22 protein-coding genes and 1 pseudogene are annotated in these 22811 nt (G+C 75.0%); 15 read left to right on the top strand and 8 right to left on the bottom strand.

All coding sequences use genetic code 11. From position 1 onward, the window contains the following. Window positions 1–17 precede the first annotated feature (17 nt). Both OG946_RS26795 and OG946_RS26790 read left to right on the top strand, forming a co-directional pair. Window positions 18–470: an SPW repeat protein gene (locus tag OG946_RS26795; RefSeq protein ID WP_326798554.1), complete on the top strand. Its 453-nt coding sequence runs from the start codon at window positions 18–20 to the stop codon at window positions 468–470. A gap of 231 nt (window positions 471–701) precedes the next feature. Then, a complete protein-coding gene (locus OG946_RS26790) occupies window positions 702–1823 on the top strand; it encodes a serine hydrolase domain-containing protein (protein WP_326798553.1) in 1122 nt (373 codons plus the stop codon). 12 nt (window positions 1824–1835) lie between these two features. Here OG946_RS26790 and OG946_RS26785 read toward each other — a convergent pair whose 3' ends face one another. Next, the gene (locus OG946_RS26785; protein ID WP_326798552.1) at window positions 1836–2093 is read right to left on the bottom strand and encodes a TetR family transcriptional regulator C-terminal domain-containing protein; all 258 of its coding nucleotides are present in this window, start codon (window positions 2091–2093) and stop codon (window positions 1836–1838) included. 6 nt (window positions 2094–2099) lie between these two features. Here OG946_RS26785 and OG946_RS26780 point away from each other — a divergent pair. From OG946_RS26780 to hemC, 3 genes and pseudogenes are all read left to right on the top strand, one after another. After that, window positions 2100–2828, top strand: a pseudogene (locus OG946_RS26780) (ABC transporter permease); the annotation flags it as partial. Window positions 2829–3013: 185 nt separating this feature from the next. Then, the gene (locus OG946_RS26775; RefSeq protein ID WP_326798551.1) at window positions 3014–4885 is read left to right on the top strand and encodes a CocE/NonD family hydrolase; all 1872 of its coding nucleotides are present in this window, start codon (window positions 3014–3016) and stop codon (window positions 4883–4885) included. A 165-nt stretch (window positions 4886–5050) separates the two neighbouring features. Further along, window positions 5051–5983: a hydroxymethylbilane synthase gene (gene hemC, locus OG946_RS26770; RefSeq protein ID WP_326798550.1), complete on the top strand. Its 933-nt coding sequence runs from the start codon at window positions 5051–5053 to the stop codon at window positions 5981–5983. 36 nt (window positions 5984–6019) lie between these two features. On the opposite strand, the gene OG946_RS26765 is transcribed toward hemC, so the two are convergent. Together OG946_RS26765 and OG946_RS26760 are read right to left on the bottom strand one after the other, a co-directional pair. Then, window positions 6020–6784: an amidase family protein gene (locus OG946_RS26765; protein ID WP_326798549.1), complete on the bottom strand. Its 765-nt coding sequence runs from the start codon at window positions 6782–6784 to the stop codon at window positions 6020–6022. 204 nt (window positions 6785–6988) lie between these two features. Beyond that, window positions 6989–8266, bottom strand: coding sequence for an outer membrane protein assembly factor BamB family protein (locus OG946_RS26760; RefSeq protein WP_326798548.1), 1278 nt, complete (start codon window positions 8264–8266; stop codon window positions 6989–6991). Between the two features lie 335 nt (window positions 8267–8601). On the opposite strand from OG946_RS26760, the gene OG946_RS26755 reads away from it, so the two are divergent. After that, a complete protein-coding gene (locus OG946_RS26755; RefSeq protein ID WP_326798547.1) occupies window positions 8602–9300 on the top strand; it encodes a response regulator transcription factor in 699 nt (232 codons plus the stop codon). An 84-nt stretch (window positions 9301–9384) separates the two neighbouring features. Here the strand turns inward: OG946_RS26755 and OG946_RS26750 are convergent, their stop codons facing one another. From OG946_RS26750 to OG946_RS26740, 3 genes are all read right to left on the bottom strand, one after another. Further along, window positions 9385–9942 (bottom strand): hypothetical protein, encoded by a 558-nt coding sequence (locus OG946_RS26750; RefSeq protein WP_326798546.1) that lies wholly within the window; start codon window positions 9940–9942, stop codon window positions 9385–9387. Window positions 9943–9953: 11 nt separating this feature from the next. Beyond that, window positions 9954–11969, bottom strand: coding sequence for an alpha/beta fold hydrolase (locus OG946_RS26745; protein ID WP_326798545.1), 2016 nt, complete (start codon window positions 11967–11969; stop codon window positions 9954–9956). A 160-nt stretch (window positions 11970–12129) separates the two neighbouring features. Beyond that, complete coding sequence (locus OG946_RS26740) at window positions 12130–12432, bottom strand: hypothetical protein (RefSeq protein ID WP_326798544.1); 303 nt, start codon at window positions 12430–12432, stop codon at window positions 12130–12132. A 275-nt stretch (window positions 12433–12707) separates the two neighbouring features. On the opposite strand from OG946_RS26740, the gene OG946_RS26735 reads away from it, so the two are divergent. The 5 genes from OG946_RS26735 (at window position 12708) to OG946_RS26715 (ending at window position 16618) form a co-directional block, all read left to right on the top strand. Continuing rightward, window positions 12708–13961, top strand: coding sequence for a methyltransferase (locus OG946_RS26735; protein ID WP_326798543.1), 1254 nt, complete (start codon window positions 12708–12710; stop codon window positions 13959–13961). Next, on the top strand, window positions 13939–14349 hold the full coding sequence (locus OG946_RS26730) for a thiol-disulfide oxidoreductase DCC family protein (RefSeq protein WP_326798542.1): 411 nt from the start codon (window positions 13939–13941) through the stop codon (window positions 14347–14349). The genes OG946_RS26735 and OG946_RS26730 overlap by 23 nt, the downstream gene beginning before the upstream one ends. Window positions 14350–14432: 83 nt before the next feature. After that, a complete protein-coding gene (locus tag OG946_RS26725; RefSeq protein WP_326798541.1) occupies window positions 14433–14828 on the top strand; it encodes an ArsR/SmtB family transcription factor in 396 nt (131 codons plus the stop codon). Then, window positions 14825–15865: a TIGR03086 family metal-binding protein gene (locus OG946_RS26720; RefSeq protein ID WP_326798540.1), complete on the top strand. Its 1041-nt coding sequence runs from the start codon at window positions 14825–14827 to the stop codon at window positions 15863–15865. Before OG946_RS26725 ends, OG946_RS26720 begins: the two co-directional genes overlap by 4 nt. Window positions 15866–16105: 240 nt before the next feature. Then, complete coding sequence (locus OG946_RS26715) at window positions 16106–16618, top strand: hemerythrin domain-containing protein (protein WP_326798539.1); 513 nt, start codon at window positions 16106–16108, stop codon at window positions 16616–16618. 61 nt (window positions 16619–16679) lie between these two features. Here the strand turns inward: OG946_RS26715 and OG946_RS26710 are convergent, their stop codons facing one another. Continuing rightward, the gene (locus OG946_RS26710) at window positions 16680–17285 is read right to left on the bottom strand and encodes a DUF6506 family protein (protein WP_326798538.1); all 606 of its coding nucleotides are present in this window, start codon (window positions 17283–17285) and stop codon (window positions 16680–16682) included. Window positions 17286–17391: 106 nt separating this feature from the next. Between OG946_RS26710 and OG946_RS26705 the strand changes: the two genes are divergently transcribed. Then, the gene (locus OG946_RS26705) at window positions 17392–20526 is read left to right on the top strand and encodes an AfsR/SARP family transcriptional regulator (protein ID WP_326798537.1); all 3135 of its coding nucleotides are present in this window, start codon (window positions 17392–17394) and stop codon (window positions 20524–20526) included. 4 nt (window positions 20527–20530) lie between these two features. Next, complete coding sequence (locus OG946_RS26700) at window positions 20531–20806, top strand: hypothetical protein (protein ID WP_326798536.1); 276 nt, start codon at window positions 20531–20533, stop codon at window positions 20804–20806. Between the two features lie 88 nt (window positions 20807–20894). Here the strand turns inward: OG946_RS26700 and OG946_RS26695 are convergent, their stop codons facing one another. Then, window positions 20895–21341 carry an ATP-binding protein gene (locus tag OG946_RS26695; RefSeq protein WP_326798535.1) on the bottom strand — a complete coding sequence of 149 codons (447 nt, stop codon included), beginning with the start codon at window positions 21339–21341 and terminating at the stop codon, window positions 20895–20897. 269 nt (window positions 21342–21610) lie between these two features. Between OG946_RS26695 and OG946_RS26690 the strand changes: the two genes are divergently transcribed. Both OG946_RS26690 and OG946_RS26685 read left to right on the top strand, forming a co-directional pair. Further along, window positions 21611–22513 carry a helix-turn-helix domain-containing protein gene (locus tag OG946_RS26690; protein WP_326798534.1) on the top strand — a complete coding sequence of 301 codons (903 nt, stop codon included), beginning with the start codon at window positions 21611–21613 and terminating at the stop codon, window positions 22511–22513. Then, the gene (locus tag OG946_RS26685) at window positions 22510–22803 is read left to right on the top strand and encodes a DUF397 domain-containing protein (protein WP_326798533.1); all 294 of its coding nucleotides are present in this window, start codon (window positions 22510–22512) and stop codon (window positions 22801–22803) included. Before OG946_RS26690 ends, OG946_RS26685 begins: the two co-directional genes overlap by 4 nt. Window positions 22804–22811 lie beyond the last annotated feature (8 nt).

Here is a 22811-nt window from a genome sequence, read left to right as displayed (position 1 = left end):
GAGAGGAGGCGGCAACCATGTCGAATCAGCAGCACACCACTGAGATGACCTCGCACCCCGATGTAGTGGAGATGCGAGACCGGCTCGATCGCACGGCGGCCAGAGGTGGTGTGATTGCCCTCGAAGGACTGATCCTTCTGGCCGGCCTGTTCGCCGCGATTTCGCCTTGGGTCGTGCACTTCACGGGGAACACCAACCTCACCATCAACAACCTGATCGTCGGCATCGCCATCGGCCTGATCGGGCTCGGGCTGGCCCTCGCCCCGGAGCGGACTTCCGGCCTGGCATGGCTGACCGTGCCCCTCGGCGCCTGGCTGGTCATCTCCCCCTGGGTGGTCACCGTGACGCACGGCGCACCCAACGCCGCCATCTGGGCCAACTGCTTCGTCGGCGGTGCCACCGCCCTGCTTGGGCTGCTCGCCATGGGTCTGACCGTGGCGTTCAAGCACCAGGCGCGAACGCGTATGTGACGGTCCTCGACTCCGGCCGCGGAGCGGGCAGTTGTCTCCCGCCCCTCCGCGGCCGGGTCGCGCCCGATAGCGCGCGGCCGGCCGGCCGCGCGCTATCGGGCGCGGGCGGCCGGACGCCGGGTGGGGACAACCCCCGGCGCGGAACGCCGACCAGCCCCATCGCTCCCTGCCTCCGCCTGCCGCAGGCTCGTCGCGTACGAGACGGGCGAGACGAGAGCGCGGGTGGACCGGGTGAAGCACGTACGGAGTGTGCTGGTGGCGGCGGCGACGGTGCTGGCGGTGGTGGCCGGGTCGGCCGCCGCCCCACCGCCGGACGGCGAAGAGCCGCCCGGGGCGGCGGAACTGCGGGAGCAACTGGACGAGCTGGTGGCCGAGGGTGCGGTGGGCGCGCTCGTGGAAGTACGCGACGGGCGCCGGGTGTGGCGGGACACCAGCGGCGTCGCCGAGCGGGACACGACGCGGGCGGTCCCGGCGCGCGGGCGGTTCCGGATCGGCAGCATCACGAAGACCTTCGTCGCCACCGTCGTGCTGCAACTCGCCGACGAGGGGCGGCTGCGGCTGGACGACCCGGTCGAGGCGTGGCTGCCGGGCGTCGTCCCGGACGGCCGCCGCATCACCGTGCGGCACCTGCTGGGCCACACCGGCGGACTGTACGACTACAAGCGCACGCTGACCGTGCCGCCCGACCCGGCGTTCCTGGACTACCGGTGGCGGACCTGGACCCCTGACGAGCAGATCGGGCGCGCCGTCGCCCACCCCCCGACCTCGGCGCCGCCGGGCACGGCCTACGCGTACTCCAACACCGGCTACATCCTGCTCGGCCGAATCATCGAGGAGGCCACCGGGCGCCCGTACGCCCGGGAGATCGGGCGGCGGATCATCCGGCCGCTGCGGCTGCACGCCACCTCTATGCCCGGGGCGTACCCGCGGATCCGCGGGCCGCACATGCGCGGCTACGTCCCGGTCGAGCGGGCCGGCGCGATATGGCTCGCCGACTTCACGGAGATGAACCCGTCGCTGTTCGGCGCGAGCGGCGAGATGATCTCAACGGCCGGCGATCTCGACCGCTTCTTCGCCGCGCTGCTCGGCGGGCGGCTGCTGCCGGACCACCTGCTGGCGGAGATGCGCACGCCTTCGTTCGAGGGCCGGACGTACGGGCTGGGGCTGGCCTGGAAGGAGACCGCGTGCGGAGTCACGGTGTACGGCAACGACGGCGACGCCCTGGCGTACCAGAGCTGGTCGTTCACCACGCCGGACCTGCGTCGCCACGTCACCGTCGCGCTCACGCCCGACCACCGCGCCGACCTCGACGACTCCGTGGACGCGCTCCTGGACGCGGCCTTCTGCGGCTGACCGGCCGCGCGCTCAGGCGTGCGGCGACAGCAGGGCGCGCAGGCCGCTGCGGAGTTCGACCTCGACGTCCTTGAAGACCGCCCGCTGCACGATGAACCCCTGGACGAGCGCCATCAGGGCGCGTACGACGTGGTCGGTCGGGATGTCCGCGCGCAGGTGGCCCGCGTCCTGGTAGGTGCGGACGACCTTGGCCCACATGACGCGCATGCGGTCGTAGCCGGCGTTCAGCGTTGCGGCCAGCCCTTCGTCGCGCAGGGTCTCGCTCCACACCTGCACTACGGCGCCGTGGTGGCCACCCCCGGCGGGCCCGAGTTGCTGGTGGCCACCGCCGCCGGGCCCAGCGTGGCGCAGTTGCTCACGGAGGCGGTCGGGGAGCAGGCGGGACGGCCCGTGCCCACCGAGGACGTGGTCCCGCTCCCCTCGGCGGATCCCCGCGGCGCGGCCCTCAACTCCAGTGTCCTGCCGCTGGCGCTGGCCGGCATCGTGGTCGGCGCGCTGGTCACGGTGCTGGGCCTGCGGGGCGGTCGCGCGGTGCTCGCCGTGGCCGGTGCGTCCGCCGCGACCGGCCTCGTCGCCGCCGCGCTCGCGGACAGTTGGCTCGGCGCCCTGGCCGGCGACTGGTGGACGGAGGCCGGCGCGCTCGGTCTGACGGTTCTCGCCGGGGCCGCCGCGGTCGCGGGCCTCGCCGCGGTGCTCGGCCGCGCCGGGATGGGGGTCGGCAGCCTGCTGGTGATGCTCCTCGGCAACCCGTTCTCGGGCGTCACCTCGGCCCCCGAGCTGCTCCCCGAGCCGGTGGGGGCGCTCGGCCAGTGGCTGCCGCCGGGCGCGGGCGGCTCCCTGACCCGCTCCGTCGCCTACTTCGACGGCAACGGCGCCGCGGGCCCGCTCGCGGTCCTCGCCTGCTGGTCCGTCGCCGGCCTGGCGCTGCTGGCGCTCGGCCCGCTGCTCGCCCGCCGCCGCGCCCCGGAGGCCGCGCGGCCGGCCGCGGAGAGCGTCGCGGTGTAGCACCCCCTTTGACGGAGCCCGTACGGCCCCGGCCAACAGGCCGGCCGTGCGGGCTCGTTGACGTGTACGCGAAGTGATCATACGCTCCACGCGTCGGTCCCGGTCGCGCCCGCGACGTGTGGTTTTCCCGAGTGCGCCCAGCCGCCGTCCCCCCACAACTCCGTACCGTCAATCCGGAGGAGCATGTGAAGAGACGTCACGCGGCCGCCTGGGCCGCCTCCGCACTCGCCGCCACCCTCGCGGCGACCGGCGCACTCGCCGGGCCCGCGACCGCGGCGCCCGAGGCGACCGCGGCCGGCCCCCAGGCCCGTATCGCCACCGCCACCGAATCCGTCACGCACGACGAGAACGACCGCGTGCCCGAGGGCGCGGAATGGACCCAGCACTACTTCCCCTCCGCCGACGACTCCGGCACCGAGCTGCACGCCGACGTGCTGCTGCCCGAGGGGCTGGAGAAGGGCGAGGAGGTGCCCGTCATCCTGTCCGTCGGGCCGTACTTCGCGCACGCCGGAGCGACCGGCGACGAGGGCTGGTCGCACACCGGGCCCTCCTCGCGGTTCCAGGACTTCACCGAGGGCGCCGACGTCTTCGCCAACGGCTACGCCTTCGTCATGGTCGACCTGCGCGGCTTCGGCGGCTCGACGGGCTGCCTCGACTGGGCCGGGCCCGGCGAACAGGCCGACGTGAAGGCCGCGATCGACTGGGCCGCCGGCCGGCCGTGGTCGACGGGCGCGGTCGGCATGTACGGCAAGTCGTACGACGGCGTGACCGGGCTGATCGGCAACAACCTGGACCAGCGGGCCCTGAAGGCCGTCGTGTCGCAGGAGCCGGTCTGGGACATGTACCAGTACATCTACTCCAACGGCGTGCCCCGCCCCAACGTCACCGGCACCGCCAACGCGTACAACTCGATCGCCACCATCCCCCCGATGGCCGACGACGACCCCCGCTACGCGGCCAACGCCCGCTGGGAGGAGACCCATCCGGAGTGCCTGACGGAGAACTCCGCCGGCTACCGGATCTCCGACCAGGACAGCGAGCACTGGAAGTCGCGCGACCTCGCGCGGCAGGCCAAGGGCACCGACACTCCCCTCTTCGTCACGCAGGGCTTCATCGAGCCCAACACGAAGCCCGAGGAGATGGAGGAGTACCTGGACAACCACCGCGGCCCCGAGCGCGGTTGGCTCGGCCAGTGGGACCACGTCCGCGGCGGCGACCGCGTGCCGGACGGCCGGCTGGCCATGGGGCGCGAGGGCTGGTACGACGAGACGCTCGCGTTCTTCGACCAGTATCTGAAGGGCGAGAAGCCGGCCGTCCGCTACCCGAAGTACGCCATGGAGGACAACAGCGGCGACTGGCGCGCGCAGAGCACCTGGCCGGTCGTCGAGCGGCGCGCGAGCATCTCCCTGGGCGGCGGCTCGTACGTCGACGACGGCGGCGCCTCCGCCCGCGCCGACCTCACCGCCTCCGGCCGCGCGGCGCCCGGCAAGCCGGCGCAGCCGTCCGGCAAGTGGGACATGGAGAACGCGCCCGCCCTGGAGCCGGCCGCGCCGGACGGGCTGGCCGCCGAGGCCGCGAAGCAGCAGCGGGCGGGCGAGGTCACGTCGAGCTTCTTCGCGTGGTCGAAGCCGCTCCAGCGGGACGTGCGCGTCACCGGCACCCCGCAGATCGCGCTGAACGCGAAGGGCGCGGGGAACGTCATGCTCAAGCTGTACGACGTCGCCCCCGACGGCACCGCCGTGATGTTCGACGAGCAGGTCTCGCTGCTGGAGCGCGACCGGTTCACCGTCGACCTGAAGGCGACCGACTGGCGGCTGGCGGCCGGGCACGTGCTGGCCGTGGAGATCGGCACGATCCAGACCGGCTCGTGGCGGGACACCCCGTCCGGCGAGACGATCGAGGTCCGTGACGCCACGCTGCACCTCGCCCTGGACGGCACCGCCGACGACGTGGCGACGGGCGGCGAGCGCTCGCCGTACCTCGACACGTACCTCAGGCAGTACACGGTGGACCTCCCCGCGGGGCCGCCGTCGTTCACCGTCCCCGGCGTCAGGTAGCGCCGGCGGAACGCTGACCGAGCCGTCGGCAGCACATGCGCCGTCCGGGAGCCCGCAGCGGGCTTCCGGGCGGCGCAACGCGTTCGAGGCAGGTCCGAGGCGTACGCGACCGCGGCGCCGGGGCCCGTCCTGAGGGCCCGTTTCTGACGGTCTATCGTGTACGGCATGTCCGTGCCCGAGTTCATCCGCATCGTCTCGCGCGACTCCCCCATGGCCCTCGCCCAGGTCGAGCGCGTCCGCACCGAGCTGTCCGCCCGGCACCCCGGCATCCGCACCGCGGTGGTGCCGGTGAAGACCACGGGCGACAAGTGGCTGGGCGACTTGTCCGAGGTGGACGGCAAGGGCGCGTTCACCAAGGAGGTCGACGCCGCGCTGGTCACCGGGGAGGCGGACCTGGCGGTGCACTGCGTCAAGGACGTGCCCGCGGACCGGCCGCTGCCGGCCGGGACGACGTTCGCCGCGTTCCTGCGCCGCGACGACATCCGCGACGCGCTGGTCCACCCCGGCGGGCTGGGGCTCGACGACCTGCCCGCGGGCACCCGGATCGGCACGTCGTCGGTGCGCCGGATCGCCCAGCTCTCCGCCGCGTACCCGCACCTGGAGTGCGTGCCGTTCCGCGGCAACGCGAACCGCAGGCTGGCGAAGCTCTACGCCGGGGAGGTCGACGCGCTGCTGCTGGCCGTGGCCGGTCTGGAGCGCATCGACCGCGCCGACGTCATCACCGAGGTGCTGCCGGTGGAGACGATGTGCCCGCCGCTGGGCGCCGGGATCCTGGCCCTCCAGTGCCGCGAGGACGACACGGCGACCATCGACGTCGTCAGCGACCTGAACCACCCGGAGACGTACCGCGAGGCCATGGCCGAGCGGATGTTCCTGCACGTGCTCCAGGGCCACTGCAACAGCCCCATCGCCGGCTTCGCGACCGCGGCGCCGGACGAACTGTGGCTGCGCGGCCGGGTGTTCAGCCCCGACGGCAAGACCGTGCTCCACGCCCGCGAGTCCGCGGGCCGGCTCACCCCGCCCGACCTCGGCACGTCGGTCGCCCTCGCGCTGCTGCGGCAGGGGGCGCGGGAGCTGATCGACGGCATCGCGCACTGAGGCGCGCGGGCCGCGCGGGCGGGGGCGGCGGGCGGCTTACAGGCCCACGTCCGGCGCCCGGTACTCCGGCGGCCTGCGGACCGCGGTCGCGCGCTCGTACGCGTACGCCGGCCGCAGCAGCGTCGGTTCGCTCCACGCCGTCCCCATGAACGTCAGCCCGACCGGCAGCCCGAACGCGAACCCCGCCGGCACGCTCACCGCCGGATACCCGGCGAGCGCCGCGGGGGTCGAGGAGCCGCCGCCGTAGGCGTCGCCGCGGATCAGGTCGATCTTGGCCGGCGGCCCGCTGGTGGGCATCACGAGGGCGTCGAGGCGGTACCGGCGCAGCACCGCGTCGATCCCCTCGGCGCGCGAAAGCCGGTGGTTGACGCCCAGCGCCTCCCGGTACTCCGCCTCGCCGAACTCCAGCCGGTGCACCGTCTCCAGACCGTCCTGCCGGACGTAGCGCAGCTCGCGGTCGGCGTTCTCGCGGTTGAACTCGATCAGCTCGGCGAGGCTGCGCGGGACGTCGCCCGCGGCGCCGGAGAGATAGGCGTTGATCTCGCGCTTGAACTCGTAGATCTGGACGACGACTTGGCCCGGCAGGTCGTCGAGCTGCCCGGCGGCGTCGAGCCGCCCGTCGGCCATGCGGCGGCGCAGCTCGGCGATGTCCAGCTCGTCGAAGCCGTCCGGAGCGTCCGGGACCCGGCCGCGGCCGGTCCCGGCGTGGGCCGGGGTGGCGCCCAGCACGGGCGCGGCGGCAGCGGCGGAGCCGAGGGCGAGCAGGGAGCGGCGCGAGGGGCGCGGCGCGGGAGTTCTCATACGCCGGAACGCTAGGGCGGCGGCGCCGCCGGTTCCCTCCGGCTGCCACCCCCTTAGCTACGGGCGCCATCCCCACGCCCGTACCTGGTGCTGGCCGGAGTCCCCGACTGCCGTACGGCGGCGGGGAGTTCGGCTCCGCCCCGGCGGCCGGGCGCCGGGCGCCGCCGTGCACTCCGGCGCACGACGGCGGCCCAGCCCCGCGCGCTACCGCCGGTACGCCTCGATCTGCAGCGCCTCCTCGCCGACCTCGGGCTCGGCGAGCACGTACAGCACGCCGCCGTCGTCACTGCTGGCCACCGCCTGCGCGGAGCCCGCATTCTCCGGCAGCATGCCCGCGGTCGAGGGCTCGCCGCCCTTCCGCGCGTCCCACAGCGCCAGGTACTCGCCCATGGCGTTCTCGCCCTCGATCATGCCGTCGCGGAGCGCGACCAGTTCGCCGCCGGAGCCGCTGCCGGGGGCCAGCGGGTGGGGAGCGAAGTCGAACTCCTTCTTCCACAGCTCCTTGCCCGTGGTCAGATCGATGCCCACGTAGTCGTTGGTGGCGTCGTCGTAGCTGGTGACCAGCACCGAGTCCCGGATGGTGAAGTCCCCCGGGTCGAGGTGGAGATACCCGTCGGGCCGCTTCAGCGGCAGGTCGGTCAGCACCTTGCCGTCCTTGCCGAACGACACGAGCCGCTCCTGCGTCGCGACCGTCAGCGGCTCGTCGGTGAGGATCTCGACCCGGGCGGGCTGGTCCTCGTCGGTGAAGTCCGCCGCGGTCCACAGCTCTTCGCCGCTCGCGGCGTCGTAACCGGCGATGTGGTTCTCGGCGCCGGTCAGGTCGGGGCAGTCCACGACGGCGACCAGGTACGTGGCGCTGTGCCGCCAGTCGGTGTAGTAGTCGTCGCACTGCTCGCCCACCGTCACCTCGGGGGTGGGCAGTTCCTCGCCGTCGAGGGAGAAGCGGTGCAGGCCGTCCTCGATCAGCTCGACGGTGACCGCCTCCTCGCCGACGCTGACGGGTATGACGTCGGCGCTCGGGTACGCGCTGTCGCCGGAGGTCAGGTCCTTGCTCCAGAGCAGCTCGCCGCTCTTGGTGTCGACCACCGCGAGCACCGCGCAGGAGTCGTCGCCGGGCTTCGCGTCCGCCGGGCCGAACAGCACCGCGCCGACGCCGTCCGCGTTCACGGTCGGCGAGGCGGCGCAGGGCTGTCCCGCGCCCTCCGGCGGCGCAAGTTCCCAGGCGGCCTTGCCGGTCTTGGCGTCGTGTCCTGTGACCCCTTCGGTGCTGATGCCGACGACTCGGTCACCGGTGACCCACAGCGGCGGCAGCCACACGTCCTCCGGTTCGTGCGCCACGGCCGGCGTCTTCCACTCCTGGGCCAGCGGGGCCCCGCCGTCGGCGGCGTCGCTCCCCTCGTCGCCGTCGTCCCCGCAGCCCGCGGCCAGCAGCACCGCTGCCACCGTGGCCAGTAACGCCCACTTCTTTGTGTTCGCGCCCATACAGTCGCTTGTGTCCTGTCCTCTTGTCGTGATCAACTCAGCTTTTCGGACGCGACTCCGGACAGGATGGTTCCGCTACGGGTGGGGTGGAAGTCGGCCACGATACAGGGCTGTTTTCCCCACAAGCGGGCCCCGCGGGCCGGCGGGCGGTGCCGTCGCGCCCGTTCAGGGCCCGGGGGACCGCCGCGGAAACGGGCCGAACCGGGCACGATCCGCCGGGTCCCACGCGCGGGTCACCCATCGGTAGGGCGGTAGCTTGCGAATTGACCAGTCGGGTTGACTGCGCGACCGTTTCCGTATCAGTGAGGTGAGTTCGCGTGCTTTCCATTGGGATCGTGACGCCTGACCGCCGGCACCTGTCGCACGTGCTCGGGCTCGCACTCGACAGATTCCACATCGACATCGTGCTGACCAGCACCGTGGTGGCGGACGCCGTCTCGCGCCCCGAGGCCGGGCGGGTGGACGTCTGGCTGGCGCGGCCGGCCGCGGCCACCGGGGAGTCCGTACGGGAGTTCCGGCGGCTGGTGCCGCCGCGGGGGACCGCCGAGTACGGGGCAGAAGACGGCGGCGGCGCCGGGGCAGGCGGGGGCGTGGGCCGGCCGCGGCCGCTGGCCGTCGTGTGCGGGGGTGAGGAGGGCCAGGTGGCGCAGGCGCTGGCGCTGGGCGCGTCGGCCGTGATGCTGCCGGACGACTCGGTGTTCGACACCGCGGCCGGCCTGTACGCGGCGGCCTCCCGGGACCTGTTCGTCTCGCCGCGGCTGCTGCGCCGGGTGTCGCGGCGGCTGAGCGATGCGCTCAGCGGGCCGCTGACCGTCGGCGTGGACGTGCTGACCGAGCGGGAGCAGCGGGTGCTGAGCCTGATGTCCGCGGGCATGTCCAACGGGGCCATCGCCCGCTCGCTGTGCATCAGCCCCGCGACGGTGTCCACGCACGTGGGGCACATCCTGCGCAAGCTGGGCGCGGGGAACCGTACGCAGGCGGTGATCGCCGCGCTGCAGCAGTCGCTGATCGCGCACCCGGCGCACCGCGCCTGAGGGAGGGCGCGGTACGCCGGGCGCGGAGGCGGCCGCGCACGCGGGGCACGCACGCGCGGCACGCATGCGGGTCGCGTACGGCCGTCAGGTGCGGACGCTCTCCGGCAGTTCGTGGAAGTCGGACGCGAAGAGCGTGCGCGGCTCCTCCTCCTCGTCGAAGCCGCCGGAGGACACCACGAGGAACTGCACCTGCCGGGAGCCCGGCGGGTGCGGGCAGTGGTGCGTGACGAAGGTGAGCAGCGCCAGATAGGGGATGGTCAACTGCAGTACCTCGATGCGCTTCTCGTCCAGCGCGAGCTGCGTCAGCTCCGAGACGGTGTCGGGCAGCAGCTTCTCCACCCGCCGTCCGGGGTGCCAGAGCATGTGCCGGATCGTGCGCCGCTCCAGCATCGGGTACTCGGACCACTGGGTGGTGCCGCCGTCCGCCAGCCGCTCGCGCCCCAGGACGTGGATGTCGGAGCGGCCGGGGTTGGGGGCGAAGAACGTGGTGACGGGGATCGCCGTGTTGATGGGGTCGATGCGGGTGAGGAACTTCGGGGTCTTGCGGAACTGCTTGGCCGCGGTGAGCCCCAGCCAGGAGGCGAGGACGCCGTAGAGCCCGTAGCGGGCGGCGGCCTGCGGAAGTGCGGTGGAGGTGGTCATGTGCGGTCTCCTCAGGCGCTGTCGGAGGCCGGCTTCGCCTTCCCGGCCTTCAGGGGTACGACCGGGGCGGCGCCCTTGGCCGCGCGTGTACGCACCCACTCCACGGCCCGTACGACATGGGCCGCGTGCGCCTCGTCCAGCACCAGCGACTCGTGTCCCGCCTCCTCCACGACGTCGTGCCGCGACACCGTCGACAGCAGCGCCAGCTCCCGCTGGAACTCGGCGTGCAGCGGGTCGCTGCGCACCGTCTCGCCCGCGGTCACCACCGCGACCGGGGTGTCGGTCGCGGGCAGCGGCTGCCGCGCGTCGGGGCACCAGGTGCGCTGCGACTCGGCCAGCTCCTCGCGCGCCGTACGCCACAGCCGCGGCCGGCGCACGATCCGCTCCGTGGCGTCGCCCAGCGGCGCCGGCAGTCCGCTCATCTGCCGCGGGAGGCTGGAGTAGCGCAGCAGCCCGAGCGCCGCCTGCAGTCCGGTCGTCGTCATGCGCTGCCGGATCCAGGGCAGCGCCTCGCGCTGCCGCGGGGAGCGGACGAACTGTTCGGGGTGGGTGGCGTCCACGAACACCAGCCCGCCGGTGAGTTCGGGGTGGCGGCGGGCGAAGGTGCGGACCAGCAGGCCGCCGATGGAGTGGCCGACCAGGACGTACGGAGGCTTGAGCCCGAGGGTGCGCAGGGTCTCCGCGAGGACGCCGGCGGCCTCGTCCGGGCCCTGCGGGCGGTCGGCGGCGTCGCTCCAGCCGATGCCGGGCCGGTCGTACGCGGCGCTCGGCGTCCGCGGGTCCAGGCCGCGCTGCACCCAGCCCCACTGGGTGGCGGGGGCGGCGAGGCCGTTCTCGAAGACGACGGAGGGGCCGTCCGCGGCGGAGTTGCGGGGCAGGACGTGGACGGTGCGGCCGGCGACGGTGAGGAGTTCGCCGGGGGCGTCGCGGCGCAGCCGAACGTCGCGGGCGCGGCCCGCCTGCCGGACGGCGGCGCCGGCCAGCAGCGCGAGACCGGCGCCCGCGGTGACGACGGCGGCGCCGCGGGGACCCGCGGCGGCGCGCAGCAGCCGTCCCGCGGTCCTGGCACACGTCGTCGGGGAGGCGGCCGGGGAGGCGGCCGGGGAGGCGGCCGGGGAGGCGGTGCGGGCGCGCGGGCCGAGGGAGCGGGAGACGTGCGCGAGCGCCGGGTAGGTGGAGCAGTAGGACCAGACGAAGCGGTTGAGGCCCATGAAGCGGGCGTTGCCGAGGTGGAACGCCGTGCCGGAGGCCAGGATGCCGCGCGCCACGGGCTTCGGCGCGACCAGCACCAGCGGGAACGCCATCTCGCCGAGGATCGTCGCCCACGCCACCGACTTCGCCAGCCACGGCCGGTCGCGTACGGCGCGGTAGAAGAGCGGGTCGCCGAAGGTGCTCGTACGGAAGATCTCCGGGATCGCCGTGCCGTCGCGCCACACCGGGGAGATGAGCTTGGCCGCGCCCGAGGTGAAGTACGCCATGCAGACCTGCGCGGCGAGGAAGCGCACCAGCATCTCGCGGGCCCGCGGGTCGTGCCCGAACGCCTTCTCGGCGGCGGACACCGCGTAGTTGACGAACGTCAGGTGGTCGGAGCCGTCGAGGCCGAAGCCGCCCATGCGGGTGTGCAGGCCGTGCGCGGTGCCGCACATGGTCGCGGCCAGCACCCCGCGCTGCGCGCGGGTGGCGCCGGGCAGCAGCAGGCCGAGGCCGGTCAGGGCGCGGGTCTGCACCAGTCCGACGATGCCGGGGTAGCCGAAGACCTTCTCCAGCCGCTCCTCGCCCACCCGGCGCCACCACAGGGGGGCGCGCAGCCGCATCACGGGCCAGGCGAACAGGCCGTCGTCGGCGAGGGTCTCGGCGGTGGCGAGCAGCTCGACGGCGCCGATGGTGGCGCCGACGGAGGTCATCAGCTCCAGCTTGCGGAACACGGTGTCGATGTCGTCCCGGCCGAGGTGGAGCCGGTCGGCGAACCGGCCCGCCGGCAGGCGGGCGGCGGCAGCGGAGGGGGGTGGAGCACTGGGGGGTGTCACGGGTGGGGTCTCCCTTCTGGCGGAACGGCAGTGCGCTCCCGGGCGGCGGCGGGGTGCCGTCCGCCCGGGAGCGCCGCGGCCGGCCGGACGCCGGGTGGTACCGAGGCGCGGGCGGTGCCGGGACGTCAGGCCGTACCGCGGCGGAGGTGCGGGCCGGCCGTCAGACCATGCCCGGGTGGCCGCCGGTCAACTGGTCGACCGAACGGCCCCGGAGCGCGGCGCCGTCGGGGGCGTCGGGCGAGGTGCCGTCGTGGAAGCCGAACGCCGTGGCGAAGGCCGTGGCCGGGCCGAGCGCGCACCCGACCGCCCCGGCGACCGTCAGCGCGATCAGCGGGGTGAAGAGCACCGGGACGACGCGGTCGGTCGGGGCGACGAAGTGCTCGTCGTGCTCCGCCGCGTTCTTCTGCGCCCAGACGGCGATGCGCGAGTCCGCTGTCGTGGGGGGCTGAAGGGTCGTGGTCATGACCTCTCCTTTCGTCGGGAGACTCCGAAGCTAGGTGCGCCGGCGGGGCCCGGCATCCGGTCAATGCACCGTCTTGGCGGCCGGTACGGAGGTGTCCTGAGGATTGACGCCGCGCGCCGGTTCGGGTACGGGCGGGGGCAGCGCGCCCCGGCCGGTTTGTCAATCCCCCGTAGCCCGCTCGTGTGCCGCGGCCCCTCCGGCGAACTGCGGATGCGCGGGCGCGGGCGGCGGTCCTACGTTCCGGGCATGGAGACGCCGAGCGGAAGGGCCGGAGCATGAGCGAGCCGACGCACGACGGGGGCGGGGAGCGTACGCGCAAGCGGGACGGGCGGGACCGGCAGGAGGGGACGCGGCCTGCGGAGGCAGGCCGCGGCGCGGAACCGCGGGGCGGGCAGGGGGCCTTGGGCGCGCCCGGTGGGCCGGGGGCCGAGGAGGCCGCGGCAGTACGGGCCGCGACCGGCACGCTGGTCTACGGCTTCGCGCTCTCCCGGATCACCGGTGCCTTCGTCCGCCTCGGCATCCCCGACGCGCTCGCCGGCAGCGCGCTGCCCGCCGGCCGCCTCGCCCGCGCCACCGGCACCGACGAGCCGTCCCTCTGCCGCCTGCTGCGCGCCGCGACGGCGCTCGGCCTGCTGACCGTACGGCCGGGCGGGCGCTACGAACTGACCCTGCTCGGCGGGCTGTTCCGCGACGACCCGCGGCTGCGCAGGCTCGCCGAGCTGTACGGCGAGCCTGCGGTGTGGCAGGCGTACGGCGCGCTGGAGGACGCCGTACGCGACGGCGGCTCCGCCTTTCACCACGCCCACGGCACCGGCCTCTTCGCGGCGCTGGAGACGGACGGGCCGCTGGCGGCCCGGTTCACCGAGGCGATGGGCACGGTGACGGCCGCGGTGACCGAACCGGTGCTCGCGGGCTTCGACTTCGGCGGCATCCGCCACCTCGTGGACGTCGGCGGCGGCGACGGCACGCTGCTCGCCGCGCTGCTGCGCGCGTATCCGCACCTGCGCGGCACCCTGCTGGAGCGGCCCGCGGCCCTCACCGCGGCGCCGGCCGTGCTGCGGACGGCGGGGGTGGCGGACCGGTGCACGCTGGTGGAGGGCGACTTCTTCGCCGCGGTGCCGACGGGCGACGGCGGCCCGGCCGACGCCTGCCTGCTGAAGAACATCCTGCACAACTTCGGCGACGACGACTGCGTGCGCGTGCTGCGCGCCTGCCGGGCGGCGCTGCGGCCCGGCGGTCGGGTGCTCGTGCCCGCCCTCGTCCTGCCGGAGGCGGCGGCCGCTGCCCGTACGCAGGCGGACGCCGAGGTGGCGATGGCGCTGAGCGACGTGGAGATGATGGTGCTGACGGCGGGGCGGGAGCGCACCCTCGCCGAGTACCGCGGCCTGTTCGCCCGCGCGGGTCTTGCGCTGCCGCCGGAGCTGCCCCCGGCTTTGCCCGGTCTTGCGCACCACCACATGCTGGAGGGGACGAGCGGTACGCCGCACGACACGGAGGAGGCGCGGGATGCTGCTGCTGTACGACGGTGACTGCGGGTTCTGCACCGGGTGGGCCGACTTCGGGCGCCGGCGGTTCGCGCCGGAGGTGCGGATCGTGCCGTGGCAGTCGGTGGACCCCGCGGTCTACGGGGTGCCGGAGGAGCGGCTGCTGCGCGAGGTGGTGCTGGTCGAGGAGGTGGGGCACGCACCCGCCGGGACCCCGGCGGCGACCACGCCGCCGGGCGGCGCCCTGGCCATCGCCGGCACCCTGCGCAGCGGCAACCGCGCCGGCCGGCTCCTGGGCCGCGCGCTCGCCGCCCGGCCCGTACGCCGCCCCGCCGCGGCCGTCTACCGCCTGGTCTCCCGCCACCGCTACCGGCTGCGCTTCCCCTTCCTCCCGGCCCGCCCGGGCGCGAGCTGCGGGCTCCCCCAGCGGTAGCCACCAGTCTATTCAACTGAACGGTTGACGAAGCGCGGACGTCCGGGCTAGCGTGTATTCAACCGAACAGTTGAGGACGTGAGATGACCTCGGTCCCCGAGCCCGAGCCCGACGAACGGCTGTCGCTGGTGTTCTCCGCCCTGGCGGACCCGACCCGGCGCGACATCGTCGCCCGCCTCACCGCGGGCGACGCCACGGTCAACGAGCTGGCCGAGCCGTACGACGTCAGCGTGCAGGCCGTCTCCAAGCACATCCGCGTCCTGGAGGACGCCGGCCTGGTCAGCCGCAGCCGGGACGCCCAGCGGCGGCCCTGCCACCTGGAGGCGGAGGTCTTCGACCTCATGACGAAGTGGATAGAGCGCTACCGGCGCGCGGCGGAGGACCGTTACCGCCGCCTGGACGCCGTCCTGGAGCGGATGGACGCCCAGGAGGGACCGCCGGTGGCGCACACCCGGACGACCAAGGAAGAAGCATCATGAGCACCACGCCCACCCGCCACCGCAACGAGACCGGGATCGTCCTCGACCCGGTGCTGCCCACCATCGTGATCACCCGGGAGTTCGAGGCCCCGCCCGAGCGGGTGTTCCGCGCGCACACCGACCCCGACCTCGTCGCCCAGTGGCTCGGCCCGCGCGGGCTGACCATGACCATCGACCGGTACGACGCCCGCACCGACGGCTCGTACCGCTACGTCCACGCCGACGAGGAGGGCAACGAGTACGCCTTCCACGGCGTCTTCCACGAGGTGCGCCCCGCCGAGCGTATCGTCCAGACCTTCACCTACGAGGGCATGCCCGACAGCGTCAGCCTGGAGACCGCCGTCTTCGAGGACCTCGGCGGGCGCACCCGGCTCACCGCCACGTCGCTGCTGGACTCCCTCGAATCCCGCGACGGGATGATCGCCAGCGGTGCCGAGACCGGCATCCGCGAGGGGTACGAGCGGCTGGACTCCCTGCTCGACGGCACCCAGGCGGCCGATGAGCACCGCCGGATCGCGGGCGACTTCACCGCGCGCGTCCGGGCCGTCCCGGCGGGCAGGTGGGACGACCCGGCGCCGTGCGAGGGGTGGGTCGCGCGGGACGTCGTGCGGCACCTCGTCGAGTGGTTCCCGGGCTTCCTGAAGGCGGGCGCGGGCATCGAGTTGCCGGAGGGCCCCTCGGTGGACGACGACCCGGTGGCGGCCTGGCAGGTCCACAACGACGCCGTGCAGTCCCTGCTGGACGACCCGGCCACCGCGGGCAGGACCCTCTCGCACCCGCAGACCGGCGACCTCCCGCTGGCCCAGGCGATCGACCGCTTCTACACGAGCGACGTCTTCATGCACACCTGGGACCTGGCCCGGGCGACCGGCCAGGACGAGCGCTTGGATCCGGCCAAGTGCGCCGCTCTGCTGGCGGGGATGCTGCCGATGGACGAGGTGCTGCGCGGCAGCGGCCACTACGGGCCGCGCGTCGAGGTCCCGGACAGCGCCGACGTGCAGACCCGCCTGCTGGCGTTCATCGGCCGCACGCCCTGAACCCGGCCGTACGCGACCGGCCCCGTTCCTGTCCCTGCCGCGCCGCCCGTGGCAGGGACAGGACCGTACGTGCAGCGTATGCGCTGGTGAGCCGCCCGGCGCGGGTCATGCCGGGGATTTGGCCGATGCTTGACGGTCACTTGGCCAGCCGCTGGTAACCGCGAGCCCCGGGAGCCCGCCGCCGAACGGCCGGGGAGACCCCGGATCCGGTGGCCAGGGCCGCCGTGATCGGATGGCGCCATGTCCCCCGAATCCCGTGCGCGGCTCGTCGCCTTCGGCGACGAACTCCTCGCCATCCACCGTGGGCTCCGCGCGGAGCTCGCCCGGCTCCGTACGGAGACCGACGACTACCTGGCCGGCGGTCCCCGGCCGCGCGACCTCAAAGCCCACTGCCTCGCCTTCTGCACCGCGCTGACCTCCCACCACACCGGCGAGGACCGCGGCGCCTTCCCCGCGCTCGCCGCGCGCGATCCCGAACTGCGGCCGCTGATCGCCAAGATGGAGGAGGACCACGCGATGATGAGCGGCCTCCTGCAGAGCCTGGAGCGGGTCCTCGACACCCTGCCCGAGGACCCCGGCGAGGGGGACGCGGCGCGGGTGCGGGGCGAGCTGGAAGGGCTGAGCGCGATCGTGGAGTCCCACTTCCGCTTCGAGGAGCGGACGATCGTCGCGGCCCTCAACGCGCTGCCGGCCGGGGCCGGCAGCACCGAGGACCTGCTCGGGCTGCCGGGCCCGGGGAAGGACGGCGCGTAGCCCCGGGAGGCCCGGGGCCACGGTCCTGCCCCCCTGGTCCTGCTGGTCCTGCCCCCGGAGGTCAGGCGGCACGGAAGGCGGCGGCGGCGTCCATCGACTCGATGCCGTACGTCACCGAGCCGACCGGGATGCCGCCGGCGACCTCGTGGATACGGGCCGCCGCGTCGGCGCCGAAGCCGCCGAAGATCTCGATCAGGCCCACCTTCGTCCCCCGTACCTCCCGCGCCTCCCGCTCCGCCGCGGCGAGGTCCGGCACCGCGACCGCGCTGAAGGTGAACCCGCCCGGGCGCTCCGCGACCAGCCGGTCCCGCCGGGGGTCCGCGCCCGGCAGCAGCATCATGAACAGCTCCGACTGGTCCTGACCCGCCAGGAACGTCAGGTGGAAGCGGGAGATGGCGGCCAGCGACTCGCTGCCGTAGCCGATCGCCCCGACCGGCACCCGGTCCCCCACCTCGGCGATCACCTTGGCCGCCCCCACGGGACCGAAACCGCCGCACAGCTCCACCAGACCGGCCCCCTCCGCCACCAGATCGGCGATGGCGGGCACGGCCTCCGTCTCGTCCGGCACGGCGAGCAGCGTCAGCCGCCGCCCGCCGGACTCGAAGACCGTCCGGGTGCCCTTGGGGTCGGCGTCCGGCTGCGGGAAGACCACGATGGACTCGGACATGATGTCGCTCCTCGGTTTCCGGGGCCGCCGGGTGCGTTCCCCGGTACGACGCCGACGCTACGGAGCCGCGCTGACGGTCCACTGACCGCCGGCTTACGATCGCCGGATGCGCTTCGGTGTGCTGGGACCGCTCGCCGTCTGGACCGACACGGGGCAGGACGTCGCCGTGCCGGGCGCCAAGGTGCGCGCGCTGCTGGCGGACCTGCTGGTGCACCACGGGCGGGCGGTGCCGGCGGGGACGCTGATCGAGGACCTGTGGGAGGGCACGCCGCCCGCGGGGGCCACGGGCGCGCTGCAGTCGAAGGTCGCCCAGTTGCGCCGGGCGCTGGAGGGGGCCGAGCCGGGCGGCCGGGCCCTGGTGGAGCGGGCCCCGCACGGCTACCGGCTGCGGGCGGAGCCGGAACAGGTGGACGCGGCGCGGTTCGCGGAGCTGGCGGCGACGGGGCGGTACGGGGAGGCGCTGGCGCTGTGGCGGGGCCCGGCGTTCGCGGGTTTCGCGGAGGCGCCGTTCGCGCGGGCGGCGGCGGAGCGGCTGCAGGAGCGGCGGGTCACGGCGTTCGAAGGGCTGGCGGAGGAGCGCGTCGGGCGCGGCGAACACGGCGCGCTGGCGGACGAGTTGCCGGCGATGCTGGCGGCGCATCCGCTGCGCGAACGGCTGCACGCGGTACGGATCCGCTGGCTGTACCTCGACGGACGGCAGGCGGAGGCGCTGGCGGCGTACCGGGAGATCAGGGACCGGCTGGCGGAGGAGCTGGGGGTGGACCCGGGGCGGGAGCTGACGGCGGTCCACGAGGCGGTGCTGCGGCAGGACCCGGCGCTGGAGCGGGGGCCGGCATCGCGTACGGCAGGTGCCTCGCCCGCGGGAGCCGCGGCAGGACCCGGAGCCGGAGCCGGTGCGGGACCGGCATCGCCCGCCGGGCCGGAGTCCGCCGCACTCGCCTCGGCCGCCGGGCCGATGCCGTATGCCGGGCTCACCGCCCTCGTCGGGCGGGACGACGCCGTCGCCGAGGTCAGGGCGCTGCTCCGCGCGCACCGGCTCGTCACCCTGACCGGCCCCGCGGGGGTGGGCAAGACGCGGCTGGCGCTGGAGGTCGCGGCGGCCGCCGAGGGCGGGGCGCGGGTGGTGGAGCTGGCCGGTGTCGACGCCGCCGGGGCCCGCCGGGACCCCGCCGTCCTGGCGGAGCGGATCGCGGCGGCCCTCGGCGTACGGGGCGACCTGGGCCGGGCGCTCGGCACCCGGCGCCTGCTGCTCGTCCTCGACACCGTCGAGCACCTGGCCGTGCCGGCGGCCCGGCTGGTCGTGGCACTGCTGGGCACCGCCCCGGGGCTACGGGTCCTGGCCACCGGGCGCGAGCCGCTGGCGGTGCCCGGCGAACGGCAGTCGCCGGTCGCGCCGCTGCCGGTGGAGGCGGCGGTACGGCTCTTCCGCGAACGGGTCGCGGACGCCGTCCCCGGGTTCGCCGCGGACGACGCGGAGATCGCGGCCGTCTGCCGGCGCCTCGACGGCCTGCCGCTGGCGATCGAGCTGGCGGCGGCGCGGGTGCGCACGCTCGGGCTGCGCGAGGTCGCGGCGCGGCTCGACGACAGGTTCCGCCTCCTCGGCGCGGGGGCGCGCACGCTGCGGGCGGCGTTCGACTGGAGCTGGGAGCTGCTCGACGCCGGCGAACGGGCGGTGCTGCGGCGGCTGTCGGTGTGCGCGGGCGGGTTCGACCTGGCGACGGCGGAGGCGGTCACCGCGGGTCCCGGGGTGGCGCGCGAGGACGTGGCGGGAACGGTGGCGGCGCTGGCGGACCGCTCGCTGATCACGGTGGACGAGGCGGCGGGGGCGGGCCGGTTCCGGCTGCTGGAGAGCGTGGCGGCGTACGCCCGGGAGCGGCTGGCGGAGGCGGCGGAGTCGACGGCGTACGCGACCCGCCACGCCCGGCACTTCACGCACCTCGCGGAGCAGGCGGACGCCCGGCTCCGCGGCCCTGAGCAGCGGGAGTGGCTGCGCCGCCTGGACACGGAGACACCGAACCTGCGGGCGGCGCTGGCGGGTTGCATGGCACGGGGCGAGGGTGAGGAGGCGCTGCGGCTGTGCGGGGCGCTGGGCTGGTACTGGTTCCTGCGCGGCAGCTACCGGGAGGCCCACCGTGCCTTCGGCGACGCGCTGGCGGCGGCGCCGGAAGCCGCCCCGGGCACTCCGGGACCGGGGGCCCCGGCGGATCAGGACGGCCCGGCGGACCGGCGTGCCGGGGCGGGCCGTTCCTGGGCGCTGGTGTGGCGGGCCGCGCTGGAGGCGTGGGAGCGGATGCCCGGGGGTGAGCCCTCCGGTGAGCGGCCGCCGGTCCGTACCGCCCGGCAGCGGTGGCTGCTCGGGTTCGCTCGTGCCGACGGTGGCGATCTGCCCGCCGCCGTACGGGAAGTCGACCGCGCGCTCGGCGACTTCCGGCGGGACGGCGACCACTGGGGGACCGCCGCCGCGCTCGGCGTGCTCGGCTGGGAGTCGCTGCGGCTCGGCGAGCCCGGCCGCGCCCGCCGCGAGGGCGAGGAGGCGCTGGCGCTCTTCCGGGAAGCCGGCGACCGCTGGGGGCAGGCGCACGCGCTGCGGCTGCTCGGCGTCCTCGCCGAGGTCGGCGGCGACTACGAGCGCGCCGGGCGGCTGCACCGGGAAGGGCTGGCCGCCGCCGAGGAGCTGGAGTTGTGGCCCGTCGTGGTCGAGGAGTTCTCCCAGCTCGGCCGGCTCGCCGCGCTGGCCGGGGCGTACGCCCGCGCCGACGCCCACTACGAGCGCGCGCTGCACGTCGCCCGCGAACGCGGCTTCCACCACGGCGTGGTCCACGCCCGCGTCGGCCTCGGGACCTCCGCCCGCAGACAGGGCCGGCTCGACGCCGCCGAGGAGCATCTGTACGCCGCGGAGCAGGCCCACCGCGACGACGGCTACCGCTCGGGGCTCGCCTACGTCCTCGCCGAACTCGGCTTCGTCGCCGAGCAGCGCGGCGACGCGGATCAGGCCCGCGCCCGGCACACCGAGAGCCTGGCGCTGGCCCGCGCCGCGTCCGACCCGCGGGCCGTGGCGCTGGCGACCGAGGGTCTGGCCGGCGCCGCGTCGCTGGCGGGCGACGCCGGCGACGCGGCCCGCCTCCTCGCCGAGGCCGCCCGCATCCGCCCCCTGCCACCCGCGGAACGCACCGACGTCGACCGCATCACGGCCCGGATCGCGGACACCTCCGGCCCGCGTTCCGAGCCCGGCGCTCAATAGGCAGGTGCCAACCTCCCCGCCGGCGGCCGTCATCCGCCCCGCCGCTCCCCAGGACATGGCGGCGATCGCCGAGATCTACGCGTACTACGTCACCGACGACGTCGCCGGTGCGGACTGCCACCCCGGGACCGCCCCGGCCGGCTCCTGCCACCCCGCGCCGCCGCCCCGCGCCGCCTCCCCGTCGTCGGCCGGCCGGTGTGCCCCGTACACGATCAGCGCGGGCCGGCCCATCGAGCGCGGCGACGACTTCGCGACGATCCAGGAGGTGGGCCTCGGCTAGCTGCGGAACCCGCCCCGTAGCGCCGGGGCTCGGCCCTGCTCGGGCGTACGCCCCCTCCCCCGCCGTACGCCGCGCGCGCCCGCCCGCCTCAGACCGGCCGCGGCACCCTGATCGTCGCCCACACCGTGAACCCCGGCCCCGACGGCTCCGTCCCCCACGCCTCGCTCAGCGCCGCCACCAGGCCCAGCCCGCGCCCGCACTCGTCCTCGGGCCCCGCGACCGTGCGGATCGGGACCCCGTACGAACCGCCCTGGTCCCGCACCTCCAGCCGCACCCAGGGCTGCCGCAGCGCCAGCCGGCAGACGATCCTGCCGCCGCTCGCGTGCAGCACGGCGTTGGTCACCAGCTCGGAGACCACCAACTGGGCCGCGTCGCGCACGTCTCCGCCCAGCCGCCAGTCGTCGAGCAGCCGCCTGACGTACGTCCGCGCTTCGGCCGCCGCGGCGGCCCTGGCCACGAGCTCGAAGCTCTCGCCGTGCGCCGCGACGTCGAAGTCCGCCGTCGTGCCGAGCGCGGTGTGGGATGAGGAGGCCATGGGCCGGATGCCTTCCGTACGTCCGTCGAGGGGGACACGGCGTCCGACCGCCCCGGAGCTTCGCACGTGGGAGGGCGTCGGCCGTGTGAACGGCGTCACTCGCCAACTATGCGTGGGCCGGTCACGGATCGCAAGCGCTGTTTTGCAGACTGCACATGCGGGAATGCATAGCGCTGCGAACGATCCCAGTGGCGTGGCACACTGCGCACCGGCGCACCGGCAAACCCACCGACAACGCCCCATAGTTGTTCCCGGGAGGTGCAGACGCGATGGCGCGAGCGGGCGGCGAGGCGGGCGCGGCGGGCGCGGCGGCCTTATCCGGCCAGTCGGCCCCCACGGCCGGCCAGCTCGTGCTGGGCCGCCGCCTGCAGAACCTGCGTGAGAGCGCCGGGTTCACCCCCGAGCAGGCCGCCAAGGCGCTGCGCGTCAACGCGACCAGCGTCCGGCGCATGGAGAAGGCCGAAGTCGGCCTCAAGTACGCCTCCGTGGAGAAGCTGCTGCGCACCTACGGTCTGCCGCAGGACGACATCGAGTCGTTCCTCGACCTCGTCGAGGAGGCCAACAAGCCCGGGTGGTGGCACCGGTTCCGCGACGTCCTGCCGGAGCAGTTCGGCCTGTACGTGAGTCTGGAGTCGGCCGCGACCCTCATCCGCGCGTACGAGCCGCACTGCGTGCCGGGACTGCTGCAGACCGAGGACTACGCCCGCGCCCTGCTCTCCGCCGGGCACCTGCCGCTGGCCGCCGGCGAGCGCGAGCGCCGCGTCACCCTGCGGATGGAGCGCCAGGGACTGCTCATACGCGAGCCGAAGCCGCTGCGGCTGTGGGCCATCGTCGACGAGGCGGCCCTGCGCCGCACCGTGGGCGGACCGCAGACGATGCGGGCGCAGCTCGACCGGCTGGTGGAAGCCACCCGGATGCCGAACGTCACCCTCCAGGTGCTCCCGTTCGACACCGGCCCGCACCCCGCCATGTACGGGCCGCTGCACCTGCTGCGCTTCCCCGCCCCGGAGCTGGGCGACTTCGGCTACAGCGAGAGCCTGACCGGCCCCGCCTACGTGGAGGACACCGCGCTGGTCTCCCAGTGCCTGGAGGCCCTCAACCGGATATCCACCCAGGCACCGCCGGCGCATCAGACCGAGAACATCATCGCCAACATCCGGAAGGAAGTATGAAGATGGCGCAGACGCACGGTACGAACGACGCCCACCGCACCGGCGCACCGGGCGGGGGGCAGGTGTACAACGGCATGCCCGCCCGTGAGCTGGGCACCGACGGCTGGGACAAGCCGTGGAGCGGCCCCAACGGCGACGCCTGCGTCGAGGCGAAGCGGCTCGCGGACGGCCGCGTGGCGCTGCGGCAGAGCACCGCGGACGACGGCCCCGCGCTGATCTACACCGCCGAGGAGATGCGCGCATTCATCGCGGGCATCAAGAACGGGGACGCGGACTTCCTGCTCTCCTGAGCGGGCAT

Origin of the sequence: Streptomyces sp. NBC_01808, assembly GCF_035917395.1 — a bacterium.
In the GTDB taxonomy this organism is placed as follows: Bacteria; Actinomycetota; Actinomycetes; order Streptomycetales; family Streptomycetaceae; genus Streptomyces.
Note: the sequence above shows the minus strand (reverse complement) of the source record. Positions and strands in the feature narration are given on the sequence as shown.

Excerpts from the sequence above, each read along its gene's own strand:
- OG946_RS26795 (WP_326798554.1), top strand. The coding sequence starts at position 18 with ATGTCGAATCAGCAGCACACCACTGAGATGACCTCGCACCCCGATGTA.
- hemC (WP_326798550.1), top strand. The coding sequence starts at position 5,051 with ATGTCCGTGCCCGAGTTCATCCGCATCGTCTCGCGCGACTCCCCCATG.
- OG946_RS26765 (WP_326798549.1), bottom strand. The coding sequence starts at position 6,784 with ATGAGAACTCCCGCGCCGCGCCCCTCGCGCCGCTCCCTGCTCGCCCTC.
- OG946_RS26760 (WP_326798548.1), bottom strand. The coding sequence starts at position 8,266 with ATGGGCGCGAACACAAAGAAGTGGGCGTTACTGGCCACGGTGGCAGCG.
- OG946_RS26750 (WP_326798546.1), bottom strand. The coding sequence starts at position 9,942 with ATGACCACCTCCACCGCACTTCCGCAGGCCGCCGCCCGCTACGGGCTC.
- OG946_RS26740 (WP_326798544.1), bottom strand. The coding sequence starts at position 12,432 with ATGACCACGACCCTTCAGCCCCCCACGACAGCGGACTCGCGCATCGCC.
- OG946_RS26735 (WP_326798543.1), top strand. The coding sequence starts at position 12,708 with ATGAGCGAGCCGACGCACGACGGGGGCGGGGAGCGTACGCGCAAGCGG.
- OG946_RS26730 (WP_326798542.1), top strand. The coding sequence starts at position 13,939 with ATGCTGCTGCTGTACGACGGTGACTGCGGGTTCTGCACCGGGTGGGCC.
- OG946_RS26725 (WP_326798541.1), top strand. The coding sequence starts at position 14,433 with ATGACCTCGGTCCCCGAGCCCGAGCCCGACGAACGGCTGTCGCTGGTG.
- OG946_RS26720 (WP_326798540.1), top strand. The coding sequence starts at position 14,825 with ATGAGCACCACGCCCACCCGCCACCGCAACGAGACCGGGATCGTCCTC.
- OG946_RS26715 (WP_326798539.1), top strand. The coding sequence starts at position 16,106 with ATGTCCCCCGAATCCCGTGCGCGGCTCGTCGCCTTCGGCGACGAACTC.
- OG946_RS26710 (WP_326798538.1), bottom strand. The coding sequence starts at position 17,285 with ATGTCCGAGTCCATCGTGGTCTTCCCGCAGCCGGACGCCGACCCCAAG.
- OG946_RS26705 (WP_326798537.1), top strand. The coding sequence starts at position 17,392 with ATGCGCTTCGGTGTGCTGGGACCGCTCGCCGTCTGGACCGACACGGGG.
- OG946_RS26695 (WP_326798535.1), bottom strand. The coding sequence starts at position 21,341 with ATGGCCTCCTCATCCCACACCGCGCTCGGCACGACGGCGGACTTCGAC.
- OG946_RS26690 (WP_326798534.1), top strand. The coding sequence starts at position 21,611 with ATGGCGCGAGCGGGCGGCGAGGCGGGCGCGGCGGGCGCGGCGGCCTTA.
- OG946_RS26685 (WP_326798533.1), top strand. The coding sequence starts at position 22,510 with ATGAAGATGGCGCAGACGCACGGTACGAACGACGCCCACCGCACCGGC.